The organism is Nocardia sp. NPDC058705, from assembly GCF_042749305.1.
In the GTDB taxonomy this organism is placed as follows: domain Bacteria; phylum Actinomycetota; class Actinomycetes; order Mycobacteriales; family Mycobacteriaceae; genus Nocardia.
Genome location: NZ_JBHYRN010000011.1, coordinates 81,338 through 107,245, shown reverse-complemented (window position 1 = coordinate 107,245; position 25,908 = coordinate 81,338). Strand labels below are relative to the sequence as shown.

At 67.6% G+C, this 25,908-nt stretch carries 18 protein-coding genes; 10 read left to right on the top strand and 8 right to left on the bottom strand.

Annotated features, from left to right (window positions below; translation table 11 throughout):
• Positions 1–49 precede the first annotated feature (49 nt).
• A complete protein-coding gene (locus ACFW6D_RS15695) occupies positions 50–727 on the top strand; it encodes a cutinase family protein (RefSeq protein ID WP_379328665.1) in 678 nt (225 codons plus the stop codon).
• On the opposite strand, the gene ACFW6D_RS15690 is transcribed toward ACFW6D_RS15695, so the two are convergent.
• Positions 711–2,099 (bottom strand): ABC1 kinase family protein, encoded by a 1,389-nt coding sequence (locus ACFW6D_RS15690; protein ID WP_379328663.1) that lies wholly within the window; start codon positions 2,097–2,099, stop codon positions 711–713. The two genes, ACFW6D_RS15695 and ACFW6D_RS15690, sit on opposite strands and share 17 nt — an antisense overlap.
• 150 nt (positions 2,100–2,249) lie before the next feature.
• Between ACFW6D_RS15690 and ACFW6D_RS15685 the strand changes: the two genes are divergently transcribed.
• The gene (locus ACFW6D_RS15685; protein WP_379328662.1) at positions 2,250–2,900 is read left to right on the top strand and encodes a TetR/AcrR family transcriptional regulator; all 651 of its coding nucleotides are present in this window, start codon (positions 2,250–2,252) and stop codon (positions 2,898–2,900) included.
• Positions 2,901–2,908: 8 nt separating this feature from the next.
• Here the strand turns inward: ACFW6D_RS15685 and ACFW6D_RS15680 are convergent, their stop codons facing one another.
• A complete protein-coding gene (locus tag ACFW6D_RS15680) occupies positions 2,909–3,718 on the bottom strand; it encodes a DUF4129 domain-containing protein (RefSeq protein ID WP_379328660.1) in 810 nt (269 codons plus the stop codon).
• 320 nt (positions 3,719–4,038) lie between these two features.
• Positions 4,039–4,848, bottom strand: a complete 810-nt coding sequence (locus ACFW6D_RS15675; protein ID WP_379328658.1) for an NAD(P)H-binding protein — start codon at positions 4,846–4,848, stop codon at positions 4,039–4,041.
• 196 nt (positions 4,849–5,044) lie between these two features.
• Between ACFW6D_RS15675 and fdxA the strand changes: the two genes are divergently transcribed.
• The 4 genes from fdxA (at position 5,045) to ACFW6D_RS15655 (ending at position 8,613) form a co-directional block, all read left to right on the top strand.
• Positions 5,045–5,380 carry a ferredoxin gene (gene fdxA, locus ACFW6D_RS15670; RefSeq protein WP_379328656.1) on the top strand — a complete coding sequence of 112 codons (336 nt, stop codon included), beginning with the start codon at positions 5,045–5,047 and terminating at the stop codon, positions 5,378–5,380.
• A gap of 182 nt (positions 5,381–5,562) precedes the next feature.
• Entirely contained in the window at positions 5,563–6,117 is a 555-nt protein-coding gene (locus tag ACFW6D_RS15665) for a hypothetical protein (protein ID WP_379328654.1), read from the top strand.
• Positions 6,118–6,271: 154 nt separating this feature from the next.
• Positions 6,272–6,889 carry a class I SAM-dependent methyltransferase gene (locus ACFW6D_RS15660; RefSeq protein WP_379328653.1) on the top strand — a complete coding sequence of 206 codons (618 nt, stop codon included), beginning with the start codon at positions 6,272–6,274 and terminating at the stop codon, positions 6,887–6,889.
• Positions 6,890–6,942: 53 nt separating this feature from the next.
• Positions 6,943–8,613, top strand: coding sequence for a DUF885 domain-containing protein (locus tag ACFW6D_RS15655; protein WP_379328652.1), 1,671 nt, complete (start codon positions 6,943–6,945; stop codon positions 8,611–8,613).
• Positions 8,614–8,620: 7 nt separating this feature from the next.
• Here ACFW6D_RS15655 and ACFW6D_RS15650 read toward each other — a convergent pair whose 3' ends face one another.
• The gene (locus ACFW6D_RS15650) at positions 8,621–9,532 is read right to left on the bottom strand and encodes a hypothetical protein (RefSeq protein WP_379328651.1); all 912 of its coding nucleotides are present in this window, start codon (positions 9,530–9,532) and stop codon (positions 8,621–8,623) included.
• Positions 9,533–9,686: 154 nt separating this feature from the next.
• On the opposite strand from ACFW6D_RS15650, the gene ACFW6D_RS15645 reads away from it, so the two are divergent.
• The 3 genes from ACFW6D_RS15645 to ACFW6D_RS15635 all read left to right on the top strand — a co-directional run bounded on the left by ACFW6D_RS15645 (position 9,687) and on the right by ACFW6D_RS15635 (position 12,710).
• The gene (locus ACFW6D_RS15645; RefSeq protein WP_379328650.1) at positions 9,687–9,965 is read left to right on the top strand and encodes a hypothetical protein; all 279 of its coding nucleotides are present in this window, start codon (positions 9,687–9,689) and stop codon (positions 9,963–9,965) included.
• 93 nt (positions 9,966–10,058) lie between these two features.
• Positions 10,059–11,324: a YhgE/Pip domain-containing protein gene (locus ACFW6D_RS15640; RefSeq protein WP_379328648.1), complete on the top strand. Its 1,266-nt coding sequence runs from the start codon at positions 10,059–10,061 to the stop codon at positions 11,322–11,324.
• Positions 11,325–11,459: 135 nt separating this feature from the next.
• Entirely contained in the window at positions 11,460–12,710 is a 1,251-nt protein-coding gene (locus ACFW6D_RS15635) for a PucR family transcriptional regulator (protein WP_379328646.1), read from the top strand.
• 22 nt (positions 12,711–12,732) lie between these two features.
• On the opposite strand, the gene ACFW6D_RS15630 is transcribed toward ACFW6D_RS15635, so the two are convergent.
• Genes ACFW6D_RS15630 through ACFW6D_RS15615 form a run of 4 tightly spaced genes read right to left on the bottom strand, consistent with a single transcriptional unit; the run spans position 12,733 to position 24,752 of the window.
• Positions 12,733–14,025, bottom strand: coding sequence for an FAD-dependent oxidoreductase (locus tag ACFW6D_RS15630; protein ID WP_379328644.1), 1,293 nt, complete (start codon positions 14,023–14,025; stop codon positions 12,733–12,735).
• Positions 14,022–15,008 (bottom strand): AfsA-related hotdog domain-containing protein, encoded by a 987-nt coding sequence (locus tag ACFW6D_RS15625; protein WP_379328642.1) that lies wholly within the window; start codon positions 15,006–15,008, stop codon positions 14,022–14,024. Before ACFW6D_RS15625 ends, ACFW6D_RS15630 begins: the two co-directional genes overlap by 4 nt.
• Positions 15,005–18,148 carry a type I polyketide synthase gene (locus tag ACFW6D_RS15620; protein ID WP_379328640.1) on the bottom strand — a complete coding sequence of 1,048 codons (3,144 nt, stop codon included), beginning with the start codon at positions 18,146–18,148 and terminating at the stop codon, positions 15,005–15,007. Before ACFW6D_RS15620 ends, ACFW6D_RS15625 begins: the two co-directional genes overlap by 4 nt.
• 19 nt (positions 18,149–18,167) lie before the next feature.
• Positions 18,168–24,752 (bottom strand): type I polyketide synthase, encoded by a 6,585-nt coding sequence (locus ACFW6D_RS15615; protein WP_379328638.1) that lies wholly within the window; start codon positions 24,750–24,752, stop codon positions 18,168–18,170.
• Between the two features lie 238 nt (positions 24,753–24,990).
• Between ACFW6D_RS15615 and ACFW6D_RS15610 the strand changes: the two genes are divergently transcribed.
• Positions 24,991–25,887 carry an SDR family NAD(P)-dependent oxidoreductase gene (locus ACFW6D_RS15610; protein ID WP_379328636.1) on the top strand — a complete coding sequence of 299 codons (897 nt, stop codon included), beginning with the start codon at positions 24,991–24,993 and terminating at the stop codon, positions 25,885–25,887.
• The last annotated feature ends 21 nt before the right edge of the window (positions 25,888–25,908 follow it).

Below are 25,908 nucleotides of genomic sequence, written 5' to 3'. Positions count from 1 at the left end.
CCGAACCACCGAGCATCGAAAACCGGTGTGCGATATCTACCCTTCGCCCATGACAATTCATCGACCTCACCGCGTTTCGGCTCTCGTGGCCGCCGTCGGCGTCGCGACCGGCGCGGTGGCGGCGCTCACCACCGGCACGGCGACTGCGGCACCGAACTGCGCCGACGTGCACGTGGTTTCGGCGCGCGGCACCAACGAACCCGGCGGGATCTGGAGCAAGTTCCATCTCGGCACGGTGGTCGGCAATCCGGTGTACGCCGCGATCAACGACGCGCTGCCCGGCACCGTCGACGCCTACCGGGTCGAGTATCCGGCGAGCCTCGTTCAGCCTGCCTCGGTGCAGAAGGGCAACCAGGATCTGGTCGACCACGTGACGAATCAGGCCGCGGCCTGCCCGAACCAGCGTTTCGTGCTGGTCGGGTACTCGCAGGGCGCGAACGTGGTGGACAACTCGATCGGCATCAGCAGCGTGGGCGCCAAGGTGGGCGGCCCGATCGTGGCGACCCTGCCGGACCAGCTCGAGTCCCGTATTGCCGCGATCTTGTTGTTCGGCAACCCGATTCGCGGCATCGGCAAGGAGGTCACGGGCACCTATGCCGAACGCACCTACGATGTGTGCAACGACAACGACCCCGTGTGCGACCCCGACGGCACCGATTGGAACGTCCACACGCGCTATGCCCGCCATGCCGACGCCGCCGCCGATTTCGTCACCGCTCGGATCTGATCGCGGCGCGCCGCCACGCCTCGATCTCGCGACCGATGTCGGTGGTCGGGGCTTCGTGGTGCATCCACTCCCTGGCGAGGCGATGCCAGTTCTGGGTCGCCTCGATCCGGCCGAGTGCGGTCAGCGTGAAAAGGTCGGCGCGCCGGGAGAACACGTGTTCCGGTGGCAGCAGCAGATTTCGCACGCCGCGGTGTTGCGACGAGCGCGGGTCGGCCGCGAGCACCACGGCGCTGGTGGCGAGCTCGGAGGTCACGGTGATCTCCTCGTCGAGCAGGTGCCAGCCCGCCGCCGACCACACGTACTCGAGCACCTCCTCCGGCAGCACTGCGCAGTCGGGCCCGATGATCCCGCGCGCTACCCACAGCCGGTGCACCTCGTCGGCCCGGTACTGCTCGGCCGCGCACAGCACCTGCCGCTCCAACTCGAGGTGTTCGCGTTCGATCGTGTTGTACAGGCCGAAATCGACGAAGCCGACGCGCCCGTCGTCGGCTACCAGCACATTGCCCGGATGCGGGTCGGCGCAGTACTCGCCGTCGTCGAACATGGCGGTGATATAGAACCGGTACACCAGCTCACCGACGTGATTTCGCTGCGCTGCGGGAAGGGTGCGGGCGTCCTGAAACGGTCTGCCCTCGAAGAAATCGGTGACCAGCACATTGTCGGTGCAGAATTCGCCGATGCTGTCGGGCACGGTGATGAACGGATGCCCGCGATAACGCGAAGCCACCCGGTGCTGATTGCGCGCTTCTTGCCGATAGTCCAGTTCCGCGACGATATTGCGGGCGATTTCGGCGAGCACATCATGATCGCCCGCCGACGGCAGGAACGATTTCCAGAGCAGGCTGAAGAACTGCACATTGTGCATGTCCGCGTGCACGGCACGGTCCACCCCTGGGTACTTCACCTTGACCGCCACGACCCGGCCGTCGCGCAGTTGCGCGCGATAGACCTGCCCGATCGACGCCGCCGCGACCGGGACCGGGTCGATATCGACGAACACGCGACCGACCCGGCCGAGATCGTGCTCCAACACCCCGATCATGTCCGCGAACGGTACCTGGGGCGCACTGTCGAGCAGCGCGGACAGCTTCGTGCGGAACATCTCGCGATAGTCCGCCGGGATCATGTCGAGGTCGAGCACCGATGCCATCTGCCCCAACTTCATCGCCGCGCCTTTCATCCCGCCCAGCACGGTGACGATCTGTTGCGCGGCCTGCAGCGTGGATCGCTGCGCCAGCACGCGACGCGCCTGCTCGGTGCGCCCGAGCATCGCCAGCCTGGTCCCCGCCCCGCGCGCCGCCTGCCCGGCCGCCAATCGCCCCAGCATGGCGCCGCGAGCGAGCCGACCCGTCGGTATCTGCCGGTCTGCCATGCGGGCCTCCTGCGCGAGCGGTCGATGTTCGAATTCTCGACAGCGAAGGCGATCGCGACAGCCCACCGGGCGCTGATCTATGAGAACTCACCATTGCCACTGTGGTCGACCACATCCGGGTAGGACCCCACTTCGCCGAAAGGAACGCTGATGCCACCACCCAAACCCGTCGACCGGCGGGTCCGCCCGAAGCAAGAGCGGGCGATCGCGACCAGGGAACACATCCTCGACACCGCCGCCGAATTGTTCGGCCAGCGCGGCGTCGACAACACCTCAACCAATGCCATCGCCGCGCACGCGCACATCAGCATCGGAACGCTGTACCGGTACTTTCCGGAGCGTTCCTATCTCGTCGACGAACTCCTCGATCGGCTGATCGCCCATGTGGAGCAGGAGTTCACCCAGCGCGTGTTCAGCATGCCTGTCGGGGCGTCACCGCAGAGCAGTGACGACTACATCGCGGTAGCGTCCGAGATCCTCGCTGTCTTCGCCGAGGTGCTGATCGCCAAATCGGATCTGGTGCGCGCACTGATCGGCAGTGTGCAGTTCTACAGCAGCGGGCTGCCCGAATTCGAACCGCGACTGCGAATGCTGGTGAAGCTCATCGTGATCCAGTTCATCGGACCCGGAAATGCCCGCGATCACGACATGATGTCCTGGGTCCTGGTCAACACCGGTTTCGCCGCGGTCCTGCGCGCTTCGGCCGACGATGTGGCCACCGGCGACCGCGACGCCGCCATTGCCATGACCGCACGGATGATCGGTACGTGGCTGCACGGCGAGATGCAGCGCACCGAGTAGTCCAGCGGTTACACCGACACTTCTTCGCGGGCTTGGAGGTCGGCGAGCACCAGGCGCAGCAGTTGTTCGGCCCGGATCCGCTGCCAACCCAGCATCGCGTGCGGACTGAACCTCGCCTCTTCGAACAGTGCGACCAGTTCGTGTGCGCCGTCATCGTGCAGCACCCCACTGTCGAAAGCCCGCTGCAGCACTTCCTTGGGGGTATCCGAAACCAACGGCGCCGCAGCACGATCCGCGGCCAGACCCGCCTCCATCGCCACGTAACACGCGATCACCGCGGTGCGCGGATCCTGACCCGGCACGTTCATCGCGGCCAAGCCCATCTCGGCCGCCCTGGTGAGCGAGTCGACCGTCTTCGACACCTCTTCCTCGGTCAGTTCCGCCACATCCCCCAGTGGCTCCTTGCGCCCGGCGACAGTGGCGCCGACGAGACCGGCCAGCGCGACGCCGATCAGTACGATCGCCAGACCCACCGCCGCCAGCAACGCGGTCCCGCTCAGCTGTGACGAGTCGACCGCGGAGTCGACCACCTGCACGTCGACAGCTTCCGGCGCCGGAGTTTCCCCCGCTTCGATCGCAGGTTTCACCGAGCCCGGCTGACGCCGTGCGCCGGGCAGCACGAACAGCATGGTGATGCCGACCGCGAAGGTCAGCGCGACAGCACTGAGTGCCACCGGAGCCAGCACCGTGAATCGCTTGAACGAGAAGCTGATCCGGTGTCCGCGCTCCACCTCCGGCATCGCCAATGGCAGCCGGTGCTGGCTGACAATGACCCCCGCCAGCAAGATCACCACCGAAACCAGCAGCAATACCGGCATCAATGCGACAGCGAGCGGTGAGGGCCCGCCGGTTTCACTGGGAACAGCTGTCCCAGGTAAACGTCCGTGCAGCGCGATAATCGCCGCGACAAGCAATGCGACCGCCGCGAACAAACGCCCTAACGGGACCAATATTTTTCCCACAGCAATACCGCCGAACCCCTGGAAGTCACCCGAAATGCCCACATAGTGGCATTTCCCCCGCGCATCAGGAACCGACCGCTCGAGATTTGGTCGAATTCCCTTTGCGCCCGCTCAATCCTTGTATCCCACAACATTTCCTACCGCAGGGTAATGAATATCCGGCCGTTCGTCCGGGGTCAGTCCGCGAGAAAGCGATCCGCGTTGAGCCGCGCCCAGTGGTTGAAGGTAGTGGCGGGGTGGCCGGTGATGTCTTCGACGCTGGTGGTGGGCAGGGATTGCGGGGGTGGGGCAAAGTCGATGAGGACGTTGTCGACGTACCAGGTGGTGTTGTCGCCCATGGTGGGTTCCAGGGCGGTGATGGTCTCCTCGCGCGTGGCGGTGCGGAACGTGATGTCCCGGTCGAGCGCGTCGGCGAGATGGGCGACAAGCTGTGCACGAGTGAGGATCTCGGGACCAGCGAGGGAGTGCGCCCGGCCGATGTGGCCATCGGTCAGTAGCGCGGTCGCGGCCACGGCGGCGATGTCGTTCATGGCGATGGGCGCAGTCGCGGTGTCGGCGTGCGGTTCCCGGACGACACCGGATTCGCGGATCTGACGCGACCAGCTCAACGTGTTCTCCATGAAGTCCGCAGGCCACAGATGAGTCCAGCCGATCCCACTGCCCTCCACTGCCTCACACACACTCCCCCACCAGCTTTCGGGTTCCCCCGACAGATCGACGACGTGCCGCACCCCGGCCGCCCGCGCCACCTCGAGCACCTGCGCCACATTCCCGGGCGAAGGCGCCAGATACATCCGATCAACCCCTTCGAACGCCGCCGCCCCCACCCGCCCCAGGTGCCCCTCGACCACCTCGACCTCCCCCGGCAGCCCCGCCTTCCCCGGATCGATGGTCAGCGCACGGACATCGGTCGCCCCGCGCGCAAGCAGCTGATCCACCACCATCCGCCCGATGTTCGCCGTCGCCCCGGTAACCAGAATCGCCATCGATTTCCCTCCGTCTCGGATCGCCGAACCACTCGATCCTGCCCACAAAATCCCATCCGCGCACATGGCAATTTCGCGCCACCCATAAGGACCGCTTATGAAGTGATACCTAATGGGCCCCTACCGCCCGCTCCAGCCCGGCACCAGGATCAGACGAGCTCCGCGCCGCGGAGCAAGAAGATCGAAGGAGCTCCACGTGACGTTCGTGATCGGTGCCGACTGTGTCGATGTCCTGGATCGGGCCTGCGTCGAGGAGTGCCCGATCGATTGCATCTTCATCGGCGATCGGATGGCCTACATCCAGCCCGACGAGTGCATCGACTGCGGGGCGTGCGAACCGGTGTGCCCGGTCGAGGCGATTCACTACGAGGACGACATTCCTTCTGGTCAGGAGCAATTCGTCGATGAGAACGCCCGGTTCTTCCACGAACCGCTGCCGGGCCGCACGGTGGCATTGGGTCAGCCCGGTGGCGCGACCGGGGTGGGCGTGCTGGGGGTCGACACGGTCTACGTTCGGGATTATCAGCGGTGACCGTATCGAGATCTACGGTAGGGCAATGTAATTCATCATTTATGTCGAAGTGATGATGTTTTTCCGGTATCACCGCAGGTGGGTTCCACAGATTCGTCGGCGATGCGAAAATGTCGGAGGACCGAGATCCGGTCCGGCAGAGGATGTTCCGCCGGACTAGGCGGGCAGACTGGAGGGGCAGGATGCATTTCTCGAAATTCAGCGCGATCGCCGTACTCGCGGCGGGAGCCGTCGGTCTCGCGGCCACCAACACCGCGCAGGCGGCACCAGCAGCCGCGGTTCCGATCGTGCAAGGCGTCGACAATGGCCTGGCGTTCACCGCGAGTCCGCTGGTCGACGGCTCCGGGCTCACGGTGTCCGCCCCGGACGGCAGGTTCAGCGTCGTCGGCGGCGCGGTCACCCTCACCGACGCCGGGGGCCGGGTGGTCGCGGCGGTGCCGACCCGCATCATCACCGGTGCGGGCGATTTCGACCTGGTGGCGGGCATCTCCGCCGACGGCCGGTCCGCCACGCTGACGCCCACCGCGGCACCGGCGGTCGTCACGGCCAACATGGCCGAATTCGTCGACGCGGCCGCCGACACCGAGGCCCGCAAAATGCACAACGCGGGCATCGGCGCCCTCATCGGCGCCGGGATCGGCGCAGTGCTCGGCTTCTTCCTCGGCGGAGTCGGCGCACTGGTAACCGTCCCGATCGGTGCGGGCATCGGCGCCCTCATCGGCTATTCGACGCCGTAACGGATCCGCGAGGTGGCCGACCGGCGGGTCGGCCACCTCGTCGCGTCTACAGCGGAGCAACGCTGCCACCAGCGGACAACGCATCGGGTCGCACCCGCCGAACCGACCAGGCCTAGAGTCGGTAGTCGCGGACGGACCAGAGGAGGCAGCGATCATGAACGTGTCGAGCGAGCGCACACCCAGTGGCTGGGAGGAGATCGTCGCCGCGGATCCGACGCACTCGGGCCGGTATGTGCAGCGTTTCCGGGCACTCGCCGCGGACGGCACGGACATCGTCGGTGAGGCCCGGTTGGTCGACGCGATGCTCGGGCGCGGTAGCCGGGTGCTGGACGCGGGTTGCGGGCCAGGCCGGATCGGCGGGTATCTGCACGATGTCGGACACACGGTGGTCGGTGTCGATGTGGACCCGGTGCTCATCGAGGCGGCGCGGGTGGATCACCCCGGGCCGACGTGGCTGGTCGGCGACCTCGCCGAACTGGATCTGCCGGTCGGCGACTTCGATGCCATCGTGTGCGCGGGCAATGTGGTGACCTTTCTCGCGCCCTCCACCCGCAGGGCGGTGCTGGCAGGATTCGCCGCGCATCTCGCACCGGGCGGTCGGGTGGTCATCGGATTCGGCGCGGAACGCGGCTACGAGTTCGCCGAGTTCCTCGCCGATGCCGAATCCGCTGGTCTCTCCGTCGATCTGCTGCTGTCCACCTGGGATCTGCGGCCTTTCGCCGACGACTCCGATTTCCTGGTCGCGGTGTTCTCCCACGATCCGAACGCATGACGGTCGGCTCGGAGCGCCACCCGCTGACACCCGAAGACCGTTAGCGTGGCCACATGGGTGTTGATGAGATCTGTGATCGGTACGTCGAGGACTACGCGGCCGCCGACCCGGTGACGGCGACCCTGTTCGGTATCGCGGGACACGAGGATCGCCTGACCGACTATTCGCCCGCCGGGCATGCGGCGCGGGCGCAGATCGCACGAAATGCCTTGCGCACCATACTTGCCGCGGAAGCCACCGATGACCACGAACGGGTAGCGAAAGCGGTGTTCACCGAACGGATCGGTCTCGAGATGGAGATCCACGAGGCCGGTCTCCCACTCGGCGCACTCAACGTGATCGAGAGTCCGGTGCAGAACATTCGATCGGTGTTCGACGTGATGGCCGCCGAGACCGCCGCGGACTGGTCGGTGATCGCCGAACGGCTGGCGGGGGTGCCGACGGCGCTGGCCGGTGTGCGGGCGTCGCTGCAGGTCGCGGCCGAACGCGGGCAGGGCAGTGCACTGCGCCAGGTCCTCAAAGTCGCCGAGCAGGCCGACGCATGGGCGGGCACCGGCGGGAAGGTCGGCTTCTTCACTACCTTCGCCGCCGCTGCGGACGAAATCGATGGTGCGCCACTGACCGAACTGCGCCGCGCCGCGCAGGCCGCCGAGCAGGCCTACGCCGAATTCGCCGAGTTCCTCCGCGCCGAACTCGTGCCCCGAGCCCCCGCCAAGGACGCCGTCGGCGAGCAGACCTACCGACTCTGGTCGCGCTACTTCACCGGCGCCGATCTCGACCTGCGGGAAGCCTATGAGTGGGGCTGGGCGGAGTTCGCCCGGATCGAGGCCGAGATGCGGGCCGTCGCCGCGCGCATCGCGCCGGGCGCCTCACTCACCGAAACGGCCGCGGTACTCGACGCCGACCCGAGATACCGGGTGCGCGGACAGCACGAGCTCCGGACCTGGCTGCAGAAGATGTCCGATCAGGCGTTGGAGACGTTGCGGGGCAAGCACTTCGAGGTTCCCGATGAACTCATGAACCTCGAGTGCACCATCGCGCCTCCCGGCGGAGTCGTCGGGGCGTACTACGTCGGACCCAGCGCGGATTTCAGCCGTCCCGCTCGCATGTGCTGGTCGGTGGAATCGGGGAAGCAGGACTTCGCCACCTGGCGCGAGGTCAGCACCGTCTACCACGAGGGCGTGCCCGGCCATCATCTGCAGATCGCGACCGCGGTGCGCGAGGCGGATTCGCTGAATCAGTACCAGCGGATGATGTCGTTCACCTCCGGCCACGGCGAAGGCTGGGCGCTCTACGCCGAACGTCTCATGCAGGAGCTCGGCTATCTCGACGACGACGGCGATCTGTTCGGCATGCTCTCCCAGCAGCTGTTCCGCGCCGCGCGAGTGATCGTCGACATCGGGATGCACCTGGAATGGGAGATCCCCGGCGGCACCGGCTTCCACGAGGGCGAACGCTGGACGCCCGACCTCGGCCTCGAGTTCCTGCTGACCCGAACGGTCACCGATGCGGTCACCGCCCGCGACGAGATCGACCGCTATCTGGGGTGGCCGGGCCAGGCGCCGGCGTACAAGCTCGGCGAGCGGCTGTGGCTCACCGCCCGCGAAGAAGCCCGCGAACGCACCGGCGCAACGTTCGACATGAAGCAATTCCACACCCGCGCTTTGCGATTGGGCGGCATGGGCCTGGACACGATGCGGGCGCAGCTCGCCGCCATGGACTGAGAGCTACTCAGAACAAGCTGGTCTGCGCGGGCTCCGGGACAGCGGTGATCGTGGGGTCGAGCTCGATGCGGCGGCCGACGAGCCGGGTGTCGTTGACCAACACGAGTTCACTCGCGCCCGCGGTGTCACGGCAGGCGATCGTGTGGCCGTGCGCTGTCACCGCGTCGAGAACGTAGTCGCCTGGCTCCCCGGCGATTTCGGTGGCGACCGGGAATCGGCCGTGCGCCAGGATCGTGGCGTAGAAATCCCGCCCGCCCGACCAGGCGATATCGGTGCGGGTGATGTCGGCGGGCAAGGCGTCGGCGGCATGCTCGGCCGCGTCGGCGACGGCCGATTCCAGCACCGCCCACGGGCGCAGCGGCTTCGTCAGGATGCGGGTCTTCGTGACACCGGCGACCGCCTGCCCGATCCCGGCGCGCTCGGTCACCGCCCGTTCGAGCTCGCGAACATGAAGTCCGTCCGGCGAATCGGTGATGAACCGGGCAACCAGCGCACCCTGTTCGAAGAGCCGGCGATGGCGCCGCGACGCCGACGCCGTACCGACCTTGGTCATTCCGTCGCCGAAATAGGCGATGTAGAGGTGGTGCGGCTGCGACATGTAGTCGCGGACCTGTTCGGGCAACGCCGTGAGCGGACCGCGATGGCTGTGCACCACCGACCAGCCCTCGGTGATCCGGCACTGCTCGCACTGACGCCCGGCATCGACGCGGGCGCGCCGCGGACAGACCAGCCGGCCGCGGCGACCGCCGCCGAACCCGTTGTAGCCCAGGCAGAACCGCCCGGAATCGGTAATCCGGAAGGCCAGCCGCGTGCCGATGCCGGGCAGCAGTTCGGTGGTCCCGTCGTCGCCGAGCAGCTCGTAGCACCATCGACCCTGCTCGTCCCAGCGCGTGCCGCAGTACAGGGCGGTGGAGGTCATCGGTCGAACTTACCCCGGTCAATCGGTGCTTATCACAAGCAGGCAGCCGAAAGGTATCCGAACGCCCAGTAACCCCCGCACGATTTCCCGCACCGCTGTTCGGTCACCTACGTTGGGCGCACAGCAGGGGTGCAAATTGGTAAGGGGAAAATATATGGACGATCTCGAGGTACTACTCGACACGGGATTCACCATTACATCGGCTGTACACATGGATTGCCTGACGCAACAGCTGAAAGTCGCCGTCGAAACATGCTCGCGCAACGGAATTCCGTTTCCCCGAATATGGGACGAGGTCGAGGACGCGCTCGACATGGTCCCGACCGATATTCCCGTCCAGTGGCGCACAGAATTGCGGCTCTACCTCAGCGACCACGTGATCTCCGCGTTCATGAAGGTGCCGGCGGACACGAAGCTGCCACCCGTCGTGTGAGTTCGTTCGGAGCAACGCCAGTCCTGATGGCCCGGCATTGGACAGATTCCAACGCACCGTCACATAGCGTTCGCCGCTGTTAGCGTGCGGGGAGTGCGTATCTGGCTGTTCCCGACGATGGTCTTGACCTTGCTCAGCGCGTTGATGGCCACGATGTATCTCGGCTATGTCGTCGACCCCGAGAAGAATCTGCACGACTTCCCGATCGCGCTGGTCGACCAGGATGTGGGCGATACGCTCGGTTCGCCGCCGCAGTGGCGCGATATCGGTGGCGAGATCACCGCGGCATTGCGCGAGGGCGTGCCCGCGGACAAAATCGACCTGCGCGTGCTGGGGATCGCCGAGGCCGAAAGACAGCTGCGCGGCGGCGAACTCTACGGCGCGATCATCATTTCCGGCGACTTCACCAAGCGGCTGGGCAATCTCGGCATGGGCAGCGTGCTCCCCGGCGAGATGGAGCGGCCGACGATCACTGTGCGGACCAATCCGCGCACGGGTGCGTTCGCCTCGGCGATCGTCACGCGATTCAGCGATCGCGCGTTGACCGAGGTGAACGCGCGCATCGGTGAGCAGCTTCTGGCGACCGTGCGCACGGCGCTCGGGCCGGATCACGCGCTGCCCGGCGCGGCCGAGGTGACCTTGCGCAACCCGGTCGAGGTGATCGTCACGGAGTTCCATCCACTGCCCGACGGCAGCGGCGCCGGGCTCAGCGCGTTCTTCTACGCCCTGGTTCTGCTGCTCGCGGGCACGGTCGGCGCGATGATCGTCCACACCATGGTCGACGGCGCCCTCGGCTTCGTACCGACCGAGTACGGGCCGTGGTCGCCGCACGTGCCGCCCGCCCGGATCTCCCGTTTCCGCACTCTGTTGCTCAAATGGGGGGTGCTCATCGTGGCCGCGCACTGTGTCGCGGCAGCGCTGCTGGTCATCGCATATGCGCTGGAAATGCCGGTAGCACAGCCGCTTCCGCTGTTCCTGTACAGCGCGTTCGCCATGATCGCCGTCGGTGTCACCGGCCTGTCGGTGCTCGCCGCGCTCGGCTCGGCCGGATTGCTCGTCAATCTGATCGTGTTCGTCATTCTCGGGTTGCCGTCCTCGGCGGGTTCGATCCCGATCGAGGCGACGCCGCGCTACTTCGGCGTCCTGGCCGCGTTCGAACCGCTCCACCAGGTGTACACGGCGGTCCGCGCGATCCTGTACTTCGACGCCAACCTGGGATCCGGGCTCGCCAGTGGCTTCTGGATGACGTTGCTCGGGCTGGCGGTCGGGCTCGCCCTCGGTGCGGTGAGTACGTCGATCTATGACCGCGTCGGATTGACGCGCAATCGACCGGCGACCCGACAACACCGGGACTTGTGAGTCCACACAAGACGGCTTTCGGGGCATCGTGATCCCACCAGGCGATTGTGCTGGGACCGACAATGACAGCTCCAGGGTGACTATGTTGCGATTCACACAGCCTTGATCACTGACAGCCACAACGGAGTGAACTCGATGAATTCTTCAGCCATCGATCGGACCTCTCCTCCGATCGCCACCGCGGACGGCAGGGCAGTGTCGAGTTTCCTTGGCAACGCCGACGAGTTGGTTTCGCAGCTCGTCACCTATTTCGCCGAGAACGTCATGCCGTGCCAAGCCCTACCCAGTGAGGCGATGCGCGGTGACGTCACCGAGTTCACCCGCCGCTGCCTGGCACTGGCGATGGAGATGCTGGACAAACGGACCACGCCGTCGGAGCAGCAGTTGGTGGCGTTGCGTGCGGCATCGGCCCAGCATGCGCGCGAGGGGGTGCCCGTCGGGACCCTGCTGCGCGCGTACGCGGAGGGTTTCCGGATCGGCTTCGAACTCGTGGTCGGACAGGTGACGGCGGCCGATCTGGCCGAGGTCGTCGCCGGTACCCGCCTGCTGCTGCGCACACTCGAGGTGATCAACGCGACCGTGACCAGTGCCTACCTCGACGAGCAGCGCCAGGTCGCCAAGGAACATCAGACCGGTGCGCAGACCATGATGTCGGCATTGCTGAGTGGGCACGGCATCGGTGCGCTGAATCGCCAGACCGGGATCAGGGTGGCCGAGTCGTATCAGGTGGTGGCACTGATGATTCCGGAACTGCCCGACGAACTCGATCCCCGGATCGACGCCCAGGTGGTCGCGCGCCGCAAACTGCGGCGGGTGCAGGCGGCGCTGGCCGATGCGTTCGCCTCGCGGTCGCTCGCACTGCTGAGCACCAACGGCGGCACCCTGCTGATTCCGAGCGACGAGCCCGACATGCCGCAGATGACCGCCGCTGTGCTCGCCACGATCAGCGCGACCTCGGGTGTCGGGCTCACCGCGACCCTGGTGCCCGCCCCGACCGAGCGGATCCCGACGGCCACCGAGGAGGCACACGAGCTGCTCGATCTGGTGCGCGGGATCGCGAAACCACCAGGGCTGTACGAGCTCTCGGACGTCGCGATCGAGTACCAGCTGACGCGACCCGGTCCGGCCCGCAGACATCTCGCCGGCGTGATCGCCCCGCTGGCCGACCATCCCGAGCTGCTGGACACGCTGCGGACCTACATGGCGACCGGCTTGAACCGCAAAGCCACCGGCCGCCGACTGCATGTGCACCCCAACACCATCGACTACCGGTTGCGGCGGGTGAGTGGTTTGACCGATCTCGATCTGACCACCGCGGAGGGCATTCTGCGAGCCCGCATCGCCCTGCTGGCCGACGACCTGGTGCACACGATGGGCGCCGCGTAGGTTCGTCGCGGCGCCGCCCATGTCATGCGACCAGTGCGCGCGCGGCGGCGACGCCGGATCGGTAGCAGGCTTCCAGCTGCGCGCCGAGCAGGTAGTCGCCCGCAAGCTGTAGTCCCGCGACGGTTTCGGTCTGTTCACGGACCACCGTGCGGAACCCGGCGTGATCGGGCAGGTAGGCGCAGTGCGCCGCGGCCCAGCTGCGCGTCTCGGTGCGTACCCGAGCGACCGCCGGTCCGCCGAGATGACCGCGCACCTTCGCTTCGGCCTCGTCGATCCATCGCGCCAACTGCTGCGCATCCGGTGCGGGGCGGGCCTCGCGCCCGCTGAAGGTGTACCGAACGATATCGAGATCGTTGACGCCGTATACACCGGCGGCGCTGCAGGGGCCGGAATCGAATGCGATCGACCGGACGGTACTGCCGAAGAACGGCTTCTCGTACTGCACCACCGCCACCGTGGACGGGTAGTAGGCCACTTCGCTCAGTGCCTTGCCCAGCGCGGGGACCACCGGTTCCAGCAGTGCCGCGGCCGCGTAGGCCGGGATCGCGACGACCACGCCGTCGTATTCGGAAAACGTTGTGGCTCCGCCGCTTTCCGACGCGTCGAGCCCGGCGACCCGGCCGTCTCGCACCACAAGGCGATCGACGCGGGTGTTGAGCCGAACCGGCACCTGCCCGGCGAACCAGTCCAGGACCGGCTGCATGCCGTCGACGAGTTGGTCGTACCGATCCTGCACCATGCCAAGGCTCACCCCGAACGCGCCGAGATAGACCTCGTCGGGCTCGGCCGCGTTCAACCGAACTGTCAACGGCCGCAGGACACTACGGCCGAAATCGGTACCGAAGTGCGCGCCGAGGGGCACGTCATCGTTGCCCGCGCCACCGAAGTCCGAGCCCAGATAGCGGTTGCGTTCGTCGAACCGCACGCGCGCACCGTAATACAGCATGCGCGCGGCGTCGACCGGCGAGCCCATCCGCAACAGGTGGCGGACGAATCCGGCGATACCTGGGTTGTCGAGCGTCACCAGTTCATCGTTGATGATCTGCGAGCTGTTGATCCCGAATTCCTCGTACGCCCGTTGCCCCGAGGCGGCGATGAACTCGCGCAACTGCTCGTAGCGGCGCCCGATGTTCTTGCCGCCCATCATGACCGGCCTGCCGCCGAGAGCGTCGAATCCGCAGCGGCCACCGAGCACCGAGTCCTGCTCGAACAGCTCCACGGTGTGTCCGGCCCGATGCAGGGCGTACGCGGCGCCGATGCCGGACAGGCCGCCGCCGATCACGGCGAACCTCGCGCCTGACGATGCTGTGCTCATGTGTTCTCGTTTCCTTCCCGCGTCACGGGATAGTGCGCCAGCTCGACGTGCGCGAGGGCGATGCGGTTGCCGTACTGGTGCAGGGCGACCTCGACGGTGATCTCATCGAGGTCGATGTCGCCGACGGCGGCCGTGGTGCAGGTGATCTCGGCATCCAGTTCGGCGAAGTCGGTGAACTGTGCCTCGACGTCGATCACCGCGGCGACCGGGGTTTCGAGCAGCCCGGCGGCGGTCGCGGCCACGACCGCGGCCTGCCGGAAGACCTCGAGCAACAGCGGGCCGGGGACGTGGTCGTACTGGTGGTCGAAGAAACTCGGGTGCGCCCGGTCGACCACCACGACAAGCTCCTGCGCGGTGTTGCGGGCGAGCACGACGTTGCGGGGATCGCGACGCCCGACGAGTTCGGGCGGCAGTCGCCGCACCGGCCGGGCACTGACCGGGGCGAGGGTCGCGCGCTTGCCCTGCTGGAGTTCGCGGAACTCGTCGTAAGCCTCGCGCGGGAACGTGATTCCGCTGCCGCGCACAGTCATCGCGAGCACTCCGCGCACGGTGAGCGTGGCGTCGAAGGACACGTCGTGGTAATAGCCGCGCCCGGTGCCCGCCGCGCCCGGCCGCAGGCGCACGATCCCCTCGAACGGGTCTCGTTCGCTGTCGCGGAACGCGCTCAGATCCTCCACGGCGAACGACATCCGCTGCAGGCTGGCCGGCGCGTCGGCGGGAACACCGAGGTGCCGTTGACCGACCACCAGCAGCGCCTGGCGCACAGCCTCCACCGCGGAGAACGGGTCGTGGTAGGCGACCAGCCGATCGAACCAGAGCGAGTGCGCTCGCGGAACCTGCACCGCGACAAGGAACTCCGAGCTGCCGACGATCGCTGTGTCGGCGACGTAGACCTCGGCGAGGCCGCGCCGATGCGCCAGCGCGGCAGGGACCAATTGTTCGAAGCCGAGGGTGCCGCGCACCGCCGACAGGCCGCCGGTCATGCGAGCACCGCCTCGTGGGTCGACGCGTCGCTCCAGATGCGGGTGGCGAGTACGGCACCGAGCGTCCGTGGCGTCGGGTGGGTGAACAGGTCCTCCAGCGACAGGTGGGTCCCCGCGGCGACATTGATTCTGCTACGGAGTTCGAGTGCGGACAGGGAGGTCAAGCCGATCGCGAGAACCGTTGCGTCGAGGTCGATCTCGTCCTCGGTGAGGTCGATGAGAATTTCCCGGATCTGGGCGACGACGAGGCGCACCGCGACGTCGGCGCGCTGATCCCGCGGTACCGCCGCAAAGTCCGGACCGGTCGACCGCAGCTGCCTGACCTGCTGTTGGCTGCCCGATCGGTCACCGGCGAGTTCGGCACCGGCCGCGCCGATCATGCTTTCCAGCACGGCGCTGTCGGTGTGGACCCAGTAGCGGCGGTGCTGGAACGGATAGGTCGGTAGGTCGACCGGCCTGCTCGTCTCGTCGGTGCACAGCGCCGACCAGTCGACGTCGGCACCGGCAACCCACGCTCCCGCAACGGCTTTCACGACCGATGTCGCTTCGTCGGCGCCGGGCCGCAGGACCGGGACGGCGGTGCTTCCGGTGTCGGCGAGCACCTCGTAGACCAGGCCGGAGAGGGTATCGCCCGCGCCGAGTTCGAGATAGGTGACGACGCCGGCTTCGTGCAAGCGCAGCACGCTGTCGTGGAACCGCACCGGCTCGCGGGCTTGGCGCACCCAGTGCTCGATCGAAGTCAGCTGTCCCGGTTCGGCTTCCGTACCTGTCACCGTGGAGATCATCCGGATGCGCGGTTCCTCGAGGCGCACGCCCGCGACGACCGCGCGGAATTCGTCGGCGATCGCGTCCACGTGTGGGGAGTGGAAGCCACGGTCGACACCGAGTCGCGCGACTCGGCGACCGCGTTCGCGCCAATACCGTGCGAGTTCGCCGACGGCGGCGACATCACCGGCGATCACGGTGGCGTTCGGCCCGTTGGCCGCGGCGACCGACACCTCGGCCTCGCGTCCGGCGATCGAGGCGGTGACATCGGCGAACGAGGCCCGCACCGAGACCATCGCCCCCGCGGTCATTCGCTGCATCAACCGACCGCGCGCCGCCACCACGGCGACCGCGTCGTCGAGGGAGAGCACCCCCGCCACGTGCGCGGCGGACAGTTCGCCCACCGAGTGTCCGACCACGAAATCCGGTGTTGTTCCCCAAGATTCGAGCAGCCGGAACAGGGCCACCTGCAGTGCGAACACGGCGGGTTGGGTGTAGTCGGTGCGCGCGAGCTCGCCGCCCTCGAACATCACCGTGCGCAACGGCTGCGCGAGGTGGGCGTCGAACCCGGCGCAGACCTTGTCGAGGGCTTCGGCGAACACCGGGTACGTGTCGTACAGGGCGCTGCCGATGCCAACGAGCTGTCCACCCTGACCGGGGAACATCATCGCCAGCTTGCCGCCTGCGCCGCGGCGTGCCTGGACGACCGATGCGGCGGTGGACTCGTCGGCGACGGCACCGAGCCCGTCGAGGAACTCGTTGCGAGTGTTCGCCACCACAACGGCGCGGTGGTCGAATCGTGTTCGCGTCGTCGCCAAGGAGTGGGCGATGTCGGCGAGGTCGTGCGCGGAATCCGTGACCGACTCGTGCAACCGCGCGGCCTGGTCGCACAGTGCGGCCGCGTTGCGCGCCGACAACAGCCACGGGATAGGTGGGTGCGTCGGCGTCGACATCGGCCGATCGTGGGCCGAACCTGCTCCGAGTGCGGTCGGTTCCGGTGCCTGTTCGACGATCAGGTGGGCGTTGGTGCCGCTGATGCCGAAGGAGGACACACCGGCTCGGCGCTCGTGCCCGGTCGTCGGCCACGGCTGTGGCCGCAGCGCGAGCTGGATACGGTCGCCCGACCAGTCGGCGTGCGAGGTCGGTGCGTCCACGTGCAGGGTGGGTGGAACCATCTCGTGGCGAATCGACTGCACCATCTTGATCAGCCCGGCGATGCCTGCGGCCGACTGGGTATGTCCCATATTCGATTTCACCGAGCCGAGCAGCAACGGCGGCGCACCCTCACGCTGCCCGTAGGTGGCGAGCAGGGCCTGCGCCTCCACCGGATCGCCGAGCACGGTGCCGGTGCCGTGGCCCTCCACCACGTCGACATCGGCTGGCCGCAGACCGGCATTGGCCAGCGCGGAGCCGATCACCCGCTGCTGCGCAGGCCCGCGCGGCGCGGTGAGCCCGTTGGACGCACCGTCGCTGTTGACCGCGGACCCCCGCAGCACCGCGAGCACCCGATGCCCGTTGCGCTGGGCGTCCGAAAGGCGTTCCAGTGCAACGAATCCGATCCCTTCACCCCAGGCGGTGCCATCCGCGCCCGCGGCATAGGACTTGCACCGCCCGTTCGGCGCCAACGCACGCTGACGCGAGAACAGCGCGAACGGCATCGGCGTCGACATCACGGTGACACCCCCGGCGAGGGCCATACCGCATTCGCGCAGCCGCAGTGACTGCATCGCCTGATGCACGGCCACCAGCGACGACGAGCAGGCGGTGTCGACAGTGACCGCCGGACCCTCGAGCCCGAGCAGATACGCGACCCGGCCTGCCGCCATCGAGGCGTGGTTGCCGGTGAAGTAGTACGTCTCCGCACCGTCCCAGGCCTGGGTGGCGCCGAAGCCGTATCCCTGATCGCTGAACCCCACGAAGACCCCGGTATCGCTGCCGCGCAGGGTCGTCGGGTCGACACGTGCCTGCTCGACCGATTCCCAGGCGAGTTCGAGCAGCAGGCGCTGCTGCGGGTCCATCGCCTCGGCTTCGCGAGGACTGATCCCGAAGAAACCGGCATCGAACTCGCCGGCGCCTTCGAGGAAACCGCCTTCGCGCACATAGGATTTGGCGAACTTGTCCGGGTCGGGGTCGTAGAACCCGTCGACGTCCCAGCCGCGATCGGCGGGGAACTCGGTGATCAGGTCGCGGCCCTCGATCAGCGCCTCCCACAGGTGTTCGGGTGAGGCGATCCCGCCGGGGAATCGGCACGACATGCCGACGATCGCGATCGGTTCCCGTGCGCGGGCCTGCTCGTCGCCGAGTTGCTGTCTGGTCTCCTGTAACTGCCGGGTGGCGCGTTTGAGATAGGCGCGCAGTTCCGTTTCAGTGGCCATTCGACTCTCGCTTTCTCACTCAGACCGAACGGACCTGGTCGATCAGGTCGAACAGCGCGTCGTCGTCGGCTCCGTCGATGTTGTCGACGAGTTCGCTGTCGGCACCGCCGCGCAGGGTGCGCACGAGGTCGTTGATCCGCGCCATCAGTTCGTCGACCCGCTCCGGTGGCAGTTCCACCCCGACGCAGCCGGCGGCCAGCGCGTCGAGCTGTCCGACGATCCGCGCTCCCGGGTCGTCCACGGGGGCGATCTCGGTGCGCAGATAGTTGGCCAGCGCGGCCGCGTTGGGGTAGTCGAAGACGATCGTGGTGCGCAATTTCGCGCCGGTCGCGGCTTCTAGGCGGTTGCGGAATTCCACCGCGCCCAGCGAGTCGAAACCCAGGTCGGTGAACGCGGTTTCGGCGGGGACGGCATCTGCGGACGCATGGCCGAGGACCGCAGCCGCGTGCGAGCGGATGACACCGAGAATGATCCGCTCCTGTTCGGCGGGCTCCTGCCCGATCAGGCTCGACAGCAGCTTCGCCGACTCGTCGGAGCCGGCCCCGGCCGCCCGGCGCGGACCACCGCGCAGCAATGACCGCAGCATGGCGGGCATCTCGTCCACATCGCCGAGCGAGCTCAGTGCGGTGAGGTCGAGCCGGGCGGGGACCGCGAGCGGCCTGCCGGTCGCCAGCGCACTGTCGAACAGGGCCATGCCGTCGTCGTCGGTGAGCGGGATCAGGCCTTCGCGGCGCATCCGCTGCAGGTCGCGCTCGGTCAGGTGGCCGGTGATGCCGGTGCCGCGCTCCCACAGCCCCCACGCCATGGCGGTCGCGGGCAGGCCGCGGTGCCTGCGGTGCTGGGCCAGCGCGTCGAGGAAACCGTTGGCCGCGGAATAGTTGGCCTGGCCGGGGTTGCCGAGCAGGCCCGCGATCGAGGAGTACATGACGAACATCGACAGGGCGTGCCCGCCGGTCACCTCGTGCAGGTGCCACGCGGCATCGGCCTTGGGGCCGAACACCTTTGAAATGTGTTCGGGGGTGTGTTTGGTGAACAGCGCGTCCTCGACGACACCTGCGGTGTGGACCACCGCTGTCAGCGCGTGCGCGGCGGGGATCGCCGCGATCAGTGCGGTGAGAGCGTCGCGGTCGCTGACATCGCAGGCGGCGATGTCGACCTGAGCGCCGAGCGCGGACAGTTCCGCCGCGAGTTCGCGCGCGCCGTCGGCGTCGGGTCCACGGCGGCTGGTCAGCAGCAGGTGTCGGGCCCCGTACGCGGTCACCAGGTGGCGGGCGGCCAGTGCGCCGAGGCCGCCGGTGCCGCCGGTCACCAGCACGGTGCCGTCGGGGTCGAGCGGGGTCGGTACGGTCAGGACGTACTTGCCGACGTGGCGGGCCTGGCTCAGCTGCCGGAAGGCCTCGGGTGCGCGTCGTACATCCCAGCGGGTCACCGGAAGTGGCTGTAGCACACCGGATTCGAACAGAGCACGAAGCTCGGTCATGATTTCGCGCAACCGGTCGGGGCCGGCCTCCATCAGGATGAAGTTCTGGTAGCGCACGCCGGGGTGGGTCTGGGCGATCTCGTCGGCGTCGCGCAGGTCGGTCAGGCCCATCTCGATGAACCGGCCGCCGCGCGGGAGCAGATCCAGCGAGGCGTCGACCTTGTCGCCGGCCAGTGAATCGAGCACGACATCGACACCGCGACCAGCCGTGACCTCGAGGAACTTGGCCTTGAAGTCGGTGGTGCGGGTGTTGCCGATCCGCTCGTCGGCGAACCCGTTCGCGCGCAACACATCCCACTTGCCGGGGCTCGCCGTGACGTAGAGGTCCAGCCCCAGATGGCGGGCCAGCTGCACGGCGGCCATACCGACACCACCGGTGGCGGCGTGGATCAGCAGCGACTCCCCCGCCCGCACCTGCGCCAGGTCGACGAGCGAGTAGTAGGCGGTGGCGAACACGATCGGTGCGGCCGCCGCGTCCTCGAAGGACCAGTCGGCCGGGATCTCGATGACGGTCCGCTGATCGGCCACGACCGTGGCACTGACGCCGGTGAAGATGCCCATCACCCTGTCGCCGACCGCGAAATCGGTGACGTCGGGGGCGATCTCGACGACCACGCCCGCACCTTCACCGCCGATGGCGGTGTCGGGGATCGGGTACATCCCGAGCACGATCAGCACGTCACGGAAGTTCACGCCCGCCGCCCGGACGGCGATCCGCACCTGACCCGGTCCCAGTGGCTCGACCTCGGGTTGCGAGGCCAGAATCATGTTGTCGCCGTTCAGAGTTCCGCGACCATGGTCGACGAGTTGCCAGTCGCCGCCGTTGAGCAGTTCGGCCGATCCGACGGTGTCCGCGCCTGCACGGACCAGGCGTGGGGCGTGCGTTTCACCGTGCCGGATCGCCAACTGGGGCTCGGTCGGATACGCGGTAGCGGTCGACACCGCCTCTCGGTAGTCGCCGCGACCATCGAGATCGAGCAGTGCGATGCGCCCGGGATGCTCGTTCTGCGCGGTACGCAGCAGCCCGTTCACGGCGGCACCGGCCAGATCGGCAATATCTTCGGCACCGTGTACCGCGACAGCGCCGTTGGTCACGAAAACGATCAGCGCCTTGGCGAATCGGTCATCGGCCAGCAGTTCCTGCACAACCGTCTGCACGGCGATGACGCGCTCGCGCACGCCATCCGGGCCGAGGTCAGTGGTCGACTCGACATCGATCGCACGGTCGAGGTGGATCGCCCGGCCGAGCCCGATAGCCGAGGCATCACCAACGGCCTGGTCAGCGTCGGAACCGAGCGCGATGGCATCGCCGAGTATGCGCACGACGACGAGGTCTCGATCGGTTCGCTCGCAACACTCCACCGAGATGCTCTCGGCCGGAGACGTCAGCTGAGTCCATTCACCCTGGTCCACAACAGGTTCGACCGACGGAACGGTCACCCAGTTCATCTCGTACAGTCCGCCATCCGAGGACGCCGACCGCTGGCTCAGTGCTTCCAGGGGAATCTCGCGCAGTGCGAGGGATTCCGCGTCGGCAACGGGTCTGCCTGCCGAATCGCTCAGTTCGAGACGGATCCGGTCCGTGCCCACCGGAGTGAGGCGAACGCGCAGCGACGTCGCGCCGACCGCGTGGAGCGAGACGCCTTCCCAGGCGAACGGGAGGCGGATCTTGCCGGAGTCGGTCGGGCCGACGGTGCCGGTGGCGATCATCGCGTGCAGAGCGGCATCGAGCAGAGCTGGGTGCAGGCCGAAGTCGGCGGCATCCGCGGCATCCGATTCCGGGAGTGCCACTTCGGCCAGCACGTCGTCGCCGTGACGCCAGACCTGTCCGAGGCCGCGGAAGGCCGAGCCGTAGTGGTAGCCGACGGCGGCCATCGCGTCGTACGGGTCGCCCAGTGCCACGGCGACGGCTCCGGCGGGCGGCCAGGTGCCCGCGTCCGCCGAGCTCGGCGTGGTCTCGTTCGCGGGTTGCACTGTGCCGGTGGCGTGTCCGATCCACGGCAGTTCTTCGCCGGAAGCAGTCTGGAAACGTGAATACACCCCGACCGTCCGGTGCCCGGACTCCTGCACCGGACCGGCGACCACCTGCAGCTCCACCGCGCCGGTTTCGGGCAGGACGAGCGGCGATTCCAGCACGAGTTCCCCGACGACCGGGCAGTCCACCAGTTGTCCTGCGTGCCAGGCGAGTTCGATGAAGGCCGTGCCGGGCAGCAGCACCGCGCCACCGATGCGGTGTCCGGCCAGCCACGGATGCGAGTGCAGCGACAGTCGTCCCGTCAGCAGCAGCCCGCCGTCTTGGGCGAGGCCGACCTTCGCACCGAGCAGCGGGTGATCGGCGGCGTCGAGCCCTGCACCACGCACATTGCTGCCTTCGGACACCTCGAGCCAGTACCGATCGCGCTGGAAGGCGTAGGTCGGCAGGTCGACCGGACGTGCGCCGGAACCCTCGAACACCGCAGTCAGATCGAGTGCGGCCCCACTGGAAAACAGCGCCGACAGTCCCGCCACGAACGCGAGGCCACCCGCGATACCGGGCCGCTGTAGCGCGGCGGCGGTCAAAGTCTCACCGTCGTCGGCGATCTCGTGCACCATCGCCGTCAGCGCGGCACCGGGACCCATCTCGGCGAAGCAGTTCACCGCGCCCTGCTCGCGCGCCCACCGCACCGCATCCAGGTAGCGGACCGGTTCGCGCAGGTGGCTCACCCAGTAGTCCGGTGAACACAGCTGTGCCGCCTCGGCCACCTTGCCGGTGAGTGCCGAGATCACCGGCAGCATCGGCGGACGATAGGTCAGGCCGGCACAGACCTCACCGAACTCCGCCAGGACAGAATCCATCTGCGGGGAGTGAAAGGCGTGACTCACCCGCAACCGGGTGGTCCGCACGCCGTCGGCCGTCAACTGCTCGGCAATGGCCTCGACCGAACTCGCCACACCCGAGATGACCACGGACGCAGGCCCGTTCACCGCCGCGATGCTGACGTCGTCGTACAGGCGGATCAGGTCGGCGACGGTCTCCGCGTCGGCGGCGACCGCGACCATCGCGCCGCCCGCCGGTGCGGACTGCATCAGCCTGCCGCGCGCGGCGACCAGGGTGCAGGCATCAGCGAGCGACCACAGGCCCGCCACATAGGCCGCCACGATTTCACCGATCGAGTGTCCGAGGACGAATGCCGGTCGCAGGCCCCATGATTCGGCCAGCCGGTACATCGCCACCTCGGTCGCGAACAGGGCGACCTGGGTGATCTCGGTGCGGTCGAGGTCCGCACTTTCCCCGTCGGCGAAAACCAGTTCACGCAAGGGGGTTTCGAGGTGCTGATCGAATTCCGCGCAGATCTCGTCGAACGCCGCCCGATACACCGGAAAGCCCTCGTACAGTTCACGACCCATGCCGACGCGTTGCGCGCCCTGGCCGGGGAACATCACGGCCGTCACCGCCGCATTCGCGGTGCCGCGCACCACATTCTGCGCCGAACGGTCCGCTACCAATGCGCGCAAACCCTCGGTCAATTCCTCGACATCATGGCCGACGATCACGGCACGGTGGTCGAACCGGGCGCGGGTCTGCAGCAGCGACAGACCGACATCGACCGACTCGACCTCGCGGTCCGCCTCGACCAGGTCGAGCAGCGCGCTCGCCTGGGCGGCCACCGAATCGGCGGATCGCGCGGTCACCACCCACGGAATAACCGGCGGTGCAACAACATCGGGGCGCTCTGCGTCGGGAAGGTAGTCCCCGCGCTCGACAACGACGTGCGAGTTGGTACCGCTGATACCGAACGACGACACCGCGGCGCGCGGCGTACGCCCGGTCTCCGGCCATGGCTGCGCCTCGGTAACCAATCGGACCGTGCCAGAGGACCAGTCGACATGCGGCGTCGGCTCATCGACATTCAGCGTCGGCGGCACCACCCCGTGCCGCATCGCCATCACCATCTTGATCAGCCCACCGACACCGGCGGCCGCCTGGGTATGGCCCATATTCGACTTGAGCGAGCCGAGCAACAGCGCGTCCCCGCCGGCCCGCTCGGCCCCGTAGGTCGCGAGCAAAGCCTCCGCCTCGATGGGGTCACCGAGCCGGGTTCCGGTGCCGTGCGCCTCCACGACATCGACATCGGTCGTGGTCAACCCCGCATCCGCCAGCGCCGATCGAATGACCCGCTGCTGCGAGCGCCCGTTCGGGGCGGTCAGGCCGTTGGACGCACCGTCGGAGTTCACCGCGGTGCCGCGCACCAGACCCAGGATCTGATGCCCGTTGCGTCGCGCTTCGGAGACGCGCTCGAGCAACAGCATGCCAACGCCCTCGCCCCACGCGGTGCCGTCGGCGCCCGCGGCGAAGGACTTGCACCGGCCGTCGGCTGCCAGCGCCCGCTGGGTGGAGAACGCGACGAACGCGGCCGGTGTCGCCATCACGGTGACACCGCCTGCCAGCGCCAGCGTCGACTCGCCGGAGCGCAGCGACCGCACTGCCTGATGGATCGCGACCAGCGAGGACGAGCACGCGGTGTCCACCGTGACCGACGGCCCTTCCAGGCCCAGCACATACGACACCCGTCCCGAAGCGACGCTCGAGGCCTGACCGGTCATCAGGAAGTGCTCGATCGTCTCGCGCACCCGCTCGTCGATATCGCGCGAGGACGGACCTTCGGTGTCGGGCATCAAGCCGACGAACACACCGGTGGCGCTGCCACGAGCCGTCGTGGGATCGATCCCGGCCCGCTCGAACGCCTCCCACGCGGTCTCGAGCACCAGGCGCTGCTGCGAATCCATCGCCTGCGCCTCGCGGGGGCTGATCCCGAAGAAGTTCGCGTCGAACTGCGTAGCGCCGTCGAGGAAACCACCCGTGCGCACATACGACTTACCGGGCACACCCGGTTCCGGATCGAACAGGCCCTCGATATCCCAGCCACGATCGGCCGGCCACTCCGACACCAGGCTGCGCCCGTCCACCGCCGCCTGCCACAGCTGCTCGGGCGAGGTGACTCCGCCCGGATAACGACATGCCATACCGACGATCGCGATCGGCTCGGTGGCCCGCGCTTCCACATCGTCCAGACGCGCCCGGGTGGTCTGCAATTCCCGGATCGCCTTCTTCATGTAAGTGCGTAGTTCGTCTTCGCGAGCCATAGGGCAAACATCTCCTGCATCAGCGGTAATCGAAGGGGAGGCGAGCAGTGCGGCGGGGTCGGGTATTCGCCCCGACGGTCTACTCGACAACACTGACCGGCGTCACGCTACGACAGTGGCCGACAATTTTCCGGTCGCCGAGGGCGGCTTTGGGAAACGACCAAAGGTCGCGGCGGCCTCCCTGACATTTTCCAAACGCATTGCCACCGGGTTGCCACGATTCGTAAGGTCATGCGCCATGGCAAGGACTCCCGATCCGCTTCCGGATCAGCACGGCCGACGATTCGTTATCACCGGGGCCAACGGCGGCCTGGGTGAGGTGGTGACCCGTACCCTCGCCGCGCACGGCGCGACGGTGATCATGGCGTGCCGCGACCCGAAAAGGGGGCAGGCGGTCGCCGATCGGCTCACCGGCGATATTTCGGTGGCGGCTCTCGATCTTGCCGATCTGTCCGATGTGCGGCGATTCGCGCAACAGTGTGGCGAATTCGATGTACTCATCAACAATGCCGGGCTGATGAATGTGCCGTTCGCGCGCACGGCCGACGGATTCGAAACACAATTCGGCGTCAACCATCTCGGCCATTTCGCCCTGACGGGGCTGCTACTGGACAGAATCCGCGACCGGATCATCTCGCTGTCGAGTATTTCGCACGGCTGGACCAACACGCTGCCGCTCGACGATCTACGCTTCGAACATCGTCGATACAGCAGGCACTCGGCGTATCCGGAATCGAAACTGGCAACCCTGATATTCGGCCGCGAACTCCAGCGCAGGCTGCGTGAATCCGGGTCGGAGCTGCGGTCCTATGCCGTGCATCCCGGCGTCGCCCCGACCGGGCTCGTCGCCAAGACGCAGACGCCGCTGGACTACGTCGCCGAACCGTTCATCCGGTTGGTCGGCCAATCGCGTTCCGCCGCAGCACAATCCATCCTGTATGCCGCCACCGCGCCGGATGCGGACCCGGACGTCTACTGGGGTCCGACCAAGCTCTTCAATTCCCGAGGACCGGTCGGCGCCTGCCCATCGAGTGCGTTGTCGCAGGACCAGGCGCTCTGGCAGCAATTGTGGGCGGTATCCGAACGCGCCACCGGTGTCCGCTTTCCCGCCGCGGCGGTGCTCCGTGAAAATTAACCTGCGCACCCTCGCCTGTGC

Coding starts and splice junctions, on each gene's coding strand:
- ACFW6D_RS15685 (WP_379328662.1), top strand. CDS start 2,250: ATGCCACCACCCAAACCCGTCGACCGGCGGGTCCGCCCGAAGCAAGAG.
- ACFW6D_RS15650 (WP_379328651.1), bottom strand. CDS start 9,532: ATGACCTCCACCGCCCTGTACTGCGGCACGCGCTGGGACGAGCAGGGT.
- ACFW6D_RS15680 (WP_379328660.1), bottom strand. CDS start 3,718: ATGCCGGTATTGCTGCTGGTTTCGGTGGTGATCTTGCTGGCGGGGGTC.
- ACFW6D_RS15625 (WP_379328642.1), bottom strand. CDS start 15,008: ATGACCGGCGGCCTGTCGGCGGTGCGCGGCACCCTCGGCTTCGAACAA.
- ACFW6D_RS15655 (WP_379328652.1), top strand. CDS start 6,943: ATGGGTGTTGATGAGATCTGTGATCGGTACGTCGAGGACTACGCGGCC.
- ACFW6D_RS15630 (WP_379328644.1), bottom strand. CDS start 14,025: ATGAGCACAGCATCGTCAGGCGCGAGGTTCGCCGTGATCGGCGGCGGC.
- ACFW6D_RS15635 (WP_379328646.1), top strand. CDS start 11,460: ATGAATTCTTCAGCCATCGATCGGACCTCTCCTCCGATCGCCACCGCG.
- ACFW6D_RS15645 (WP_379328650.1), top strand. CDS start 9,687: ATGGACGATCTCGAGGTACTACTCGACACGGGATTCACCATTACATCG.
- ACFW6D_RS15695 (WP_379328665.1), top strand. CDS start 50: ATGACAATTCATCGACCTCACCGCGTTTCGGCTCTCGTGGCCGCCGTC.
- ACFW6D_RS15690 (WP_379328663.1), bottom strand. CDS start 2,099: ATGGCAGACCGGCAGATACCGACGGGTCGGCTCGCTCGCGGCGCCATG.
- ACFW6D_RS15620 (WP_379328640.1), bottom strand. CDS start 18,148: ATGGCCACTGAAACGGAACTGCGCGCCTATCTCAAACGCGCCACCCGG.
- ACFW6D_RS15615 (WP_379328638.1), bottom strand. CDS start 24,752: ATGGCTCGCGAAGACGAACTACGCACTTACATGAAGAAGGCGATCCGG.
- ACFW6D_RS15675 (WP_379328658.1), bottom strand. CDS start 4,848: ATGGCGATTCTGGTTACCGGGGCGACGGCGAACATCGGGCGGATGGTG.
- ACFW6D_RS15665 (WP_379328654.1), top strand. CDS start 5,563: ATGCATTTCTCGAAATTCAGCGCGATCGCCGTACTCGCGGCGGGAGCC.
- ACFW6D_RS15660 (WP_379328653.1), top strand. CDS start 6,272: ATGAACGTGTCGAGCGAGCGCACACCCAGTGGCTGGGAGGAGATCGTC.
- ACFW6D_RS15610 (WP_379328636.1), top strand. CDS start 24,991: ATGGCAAGGACTCCCGATCCGCTTCCGGATCAGCACGGCCGACGATTC.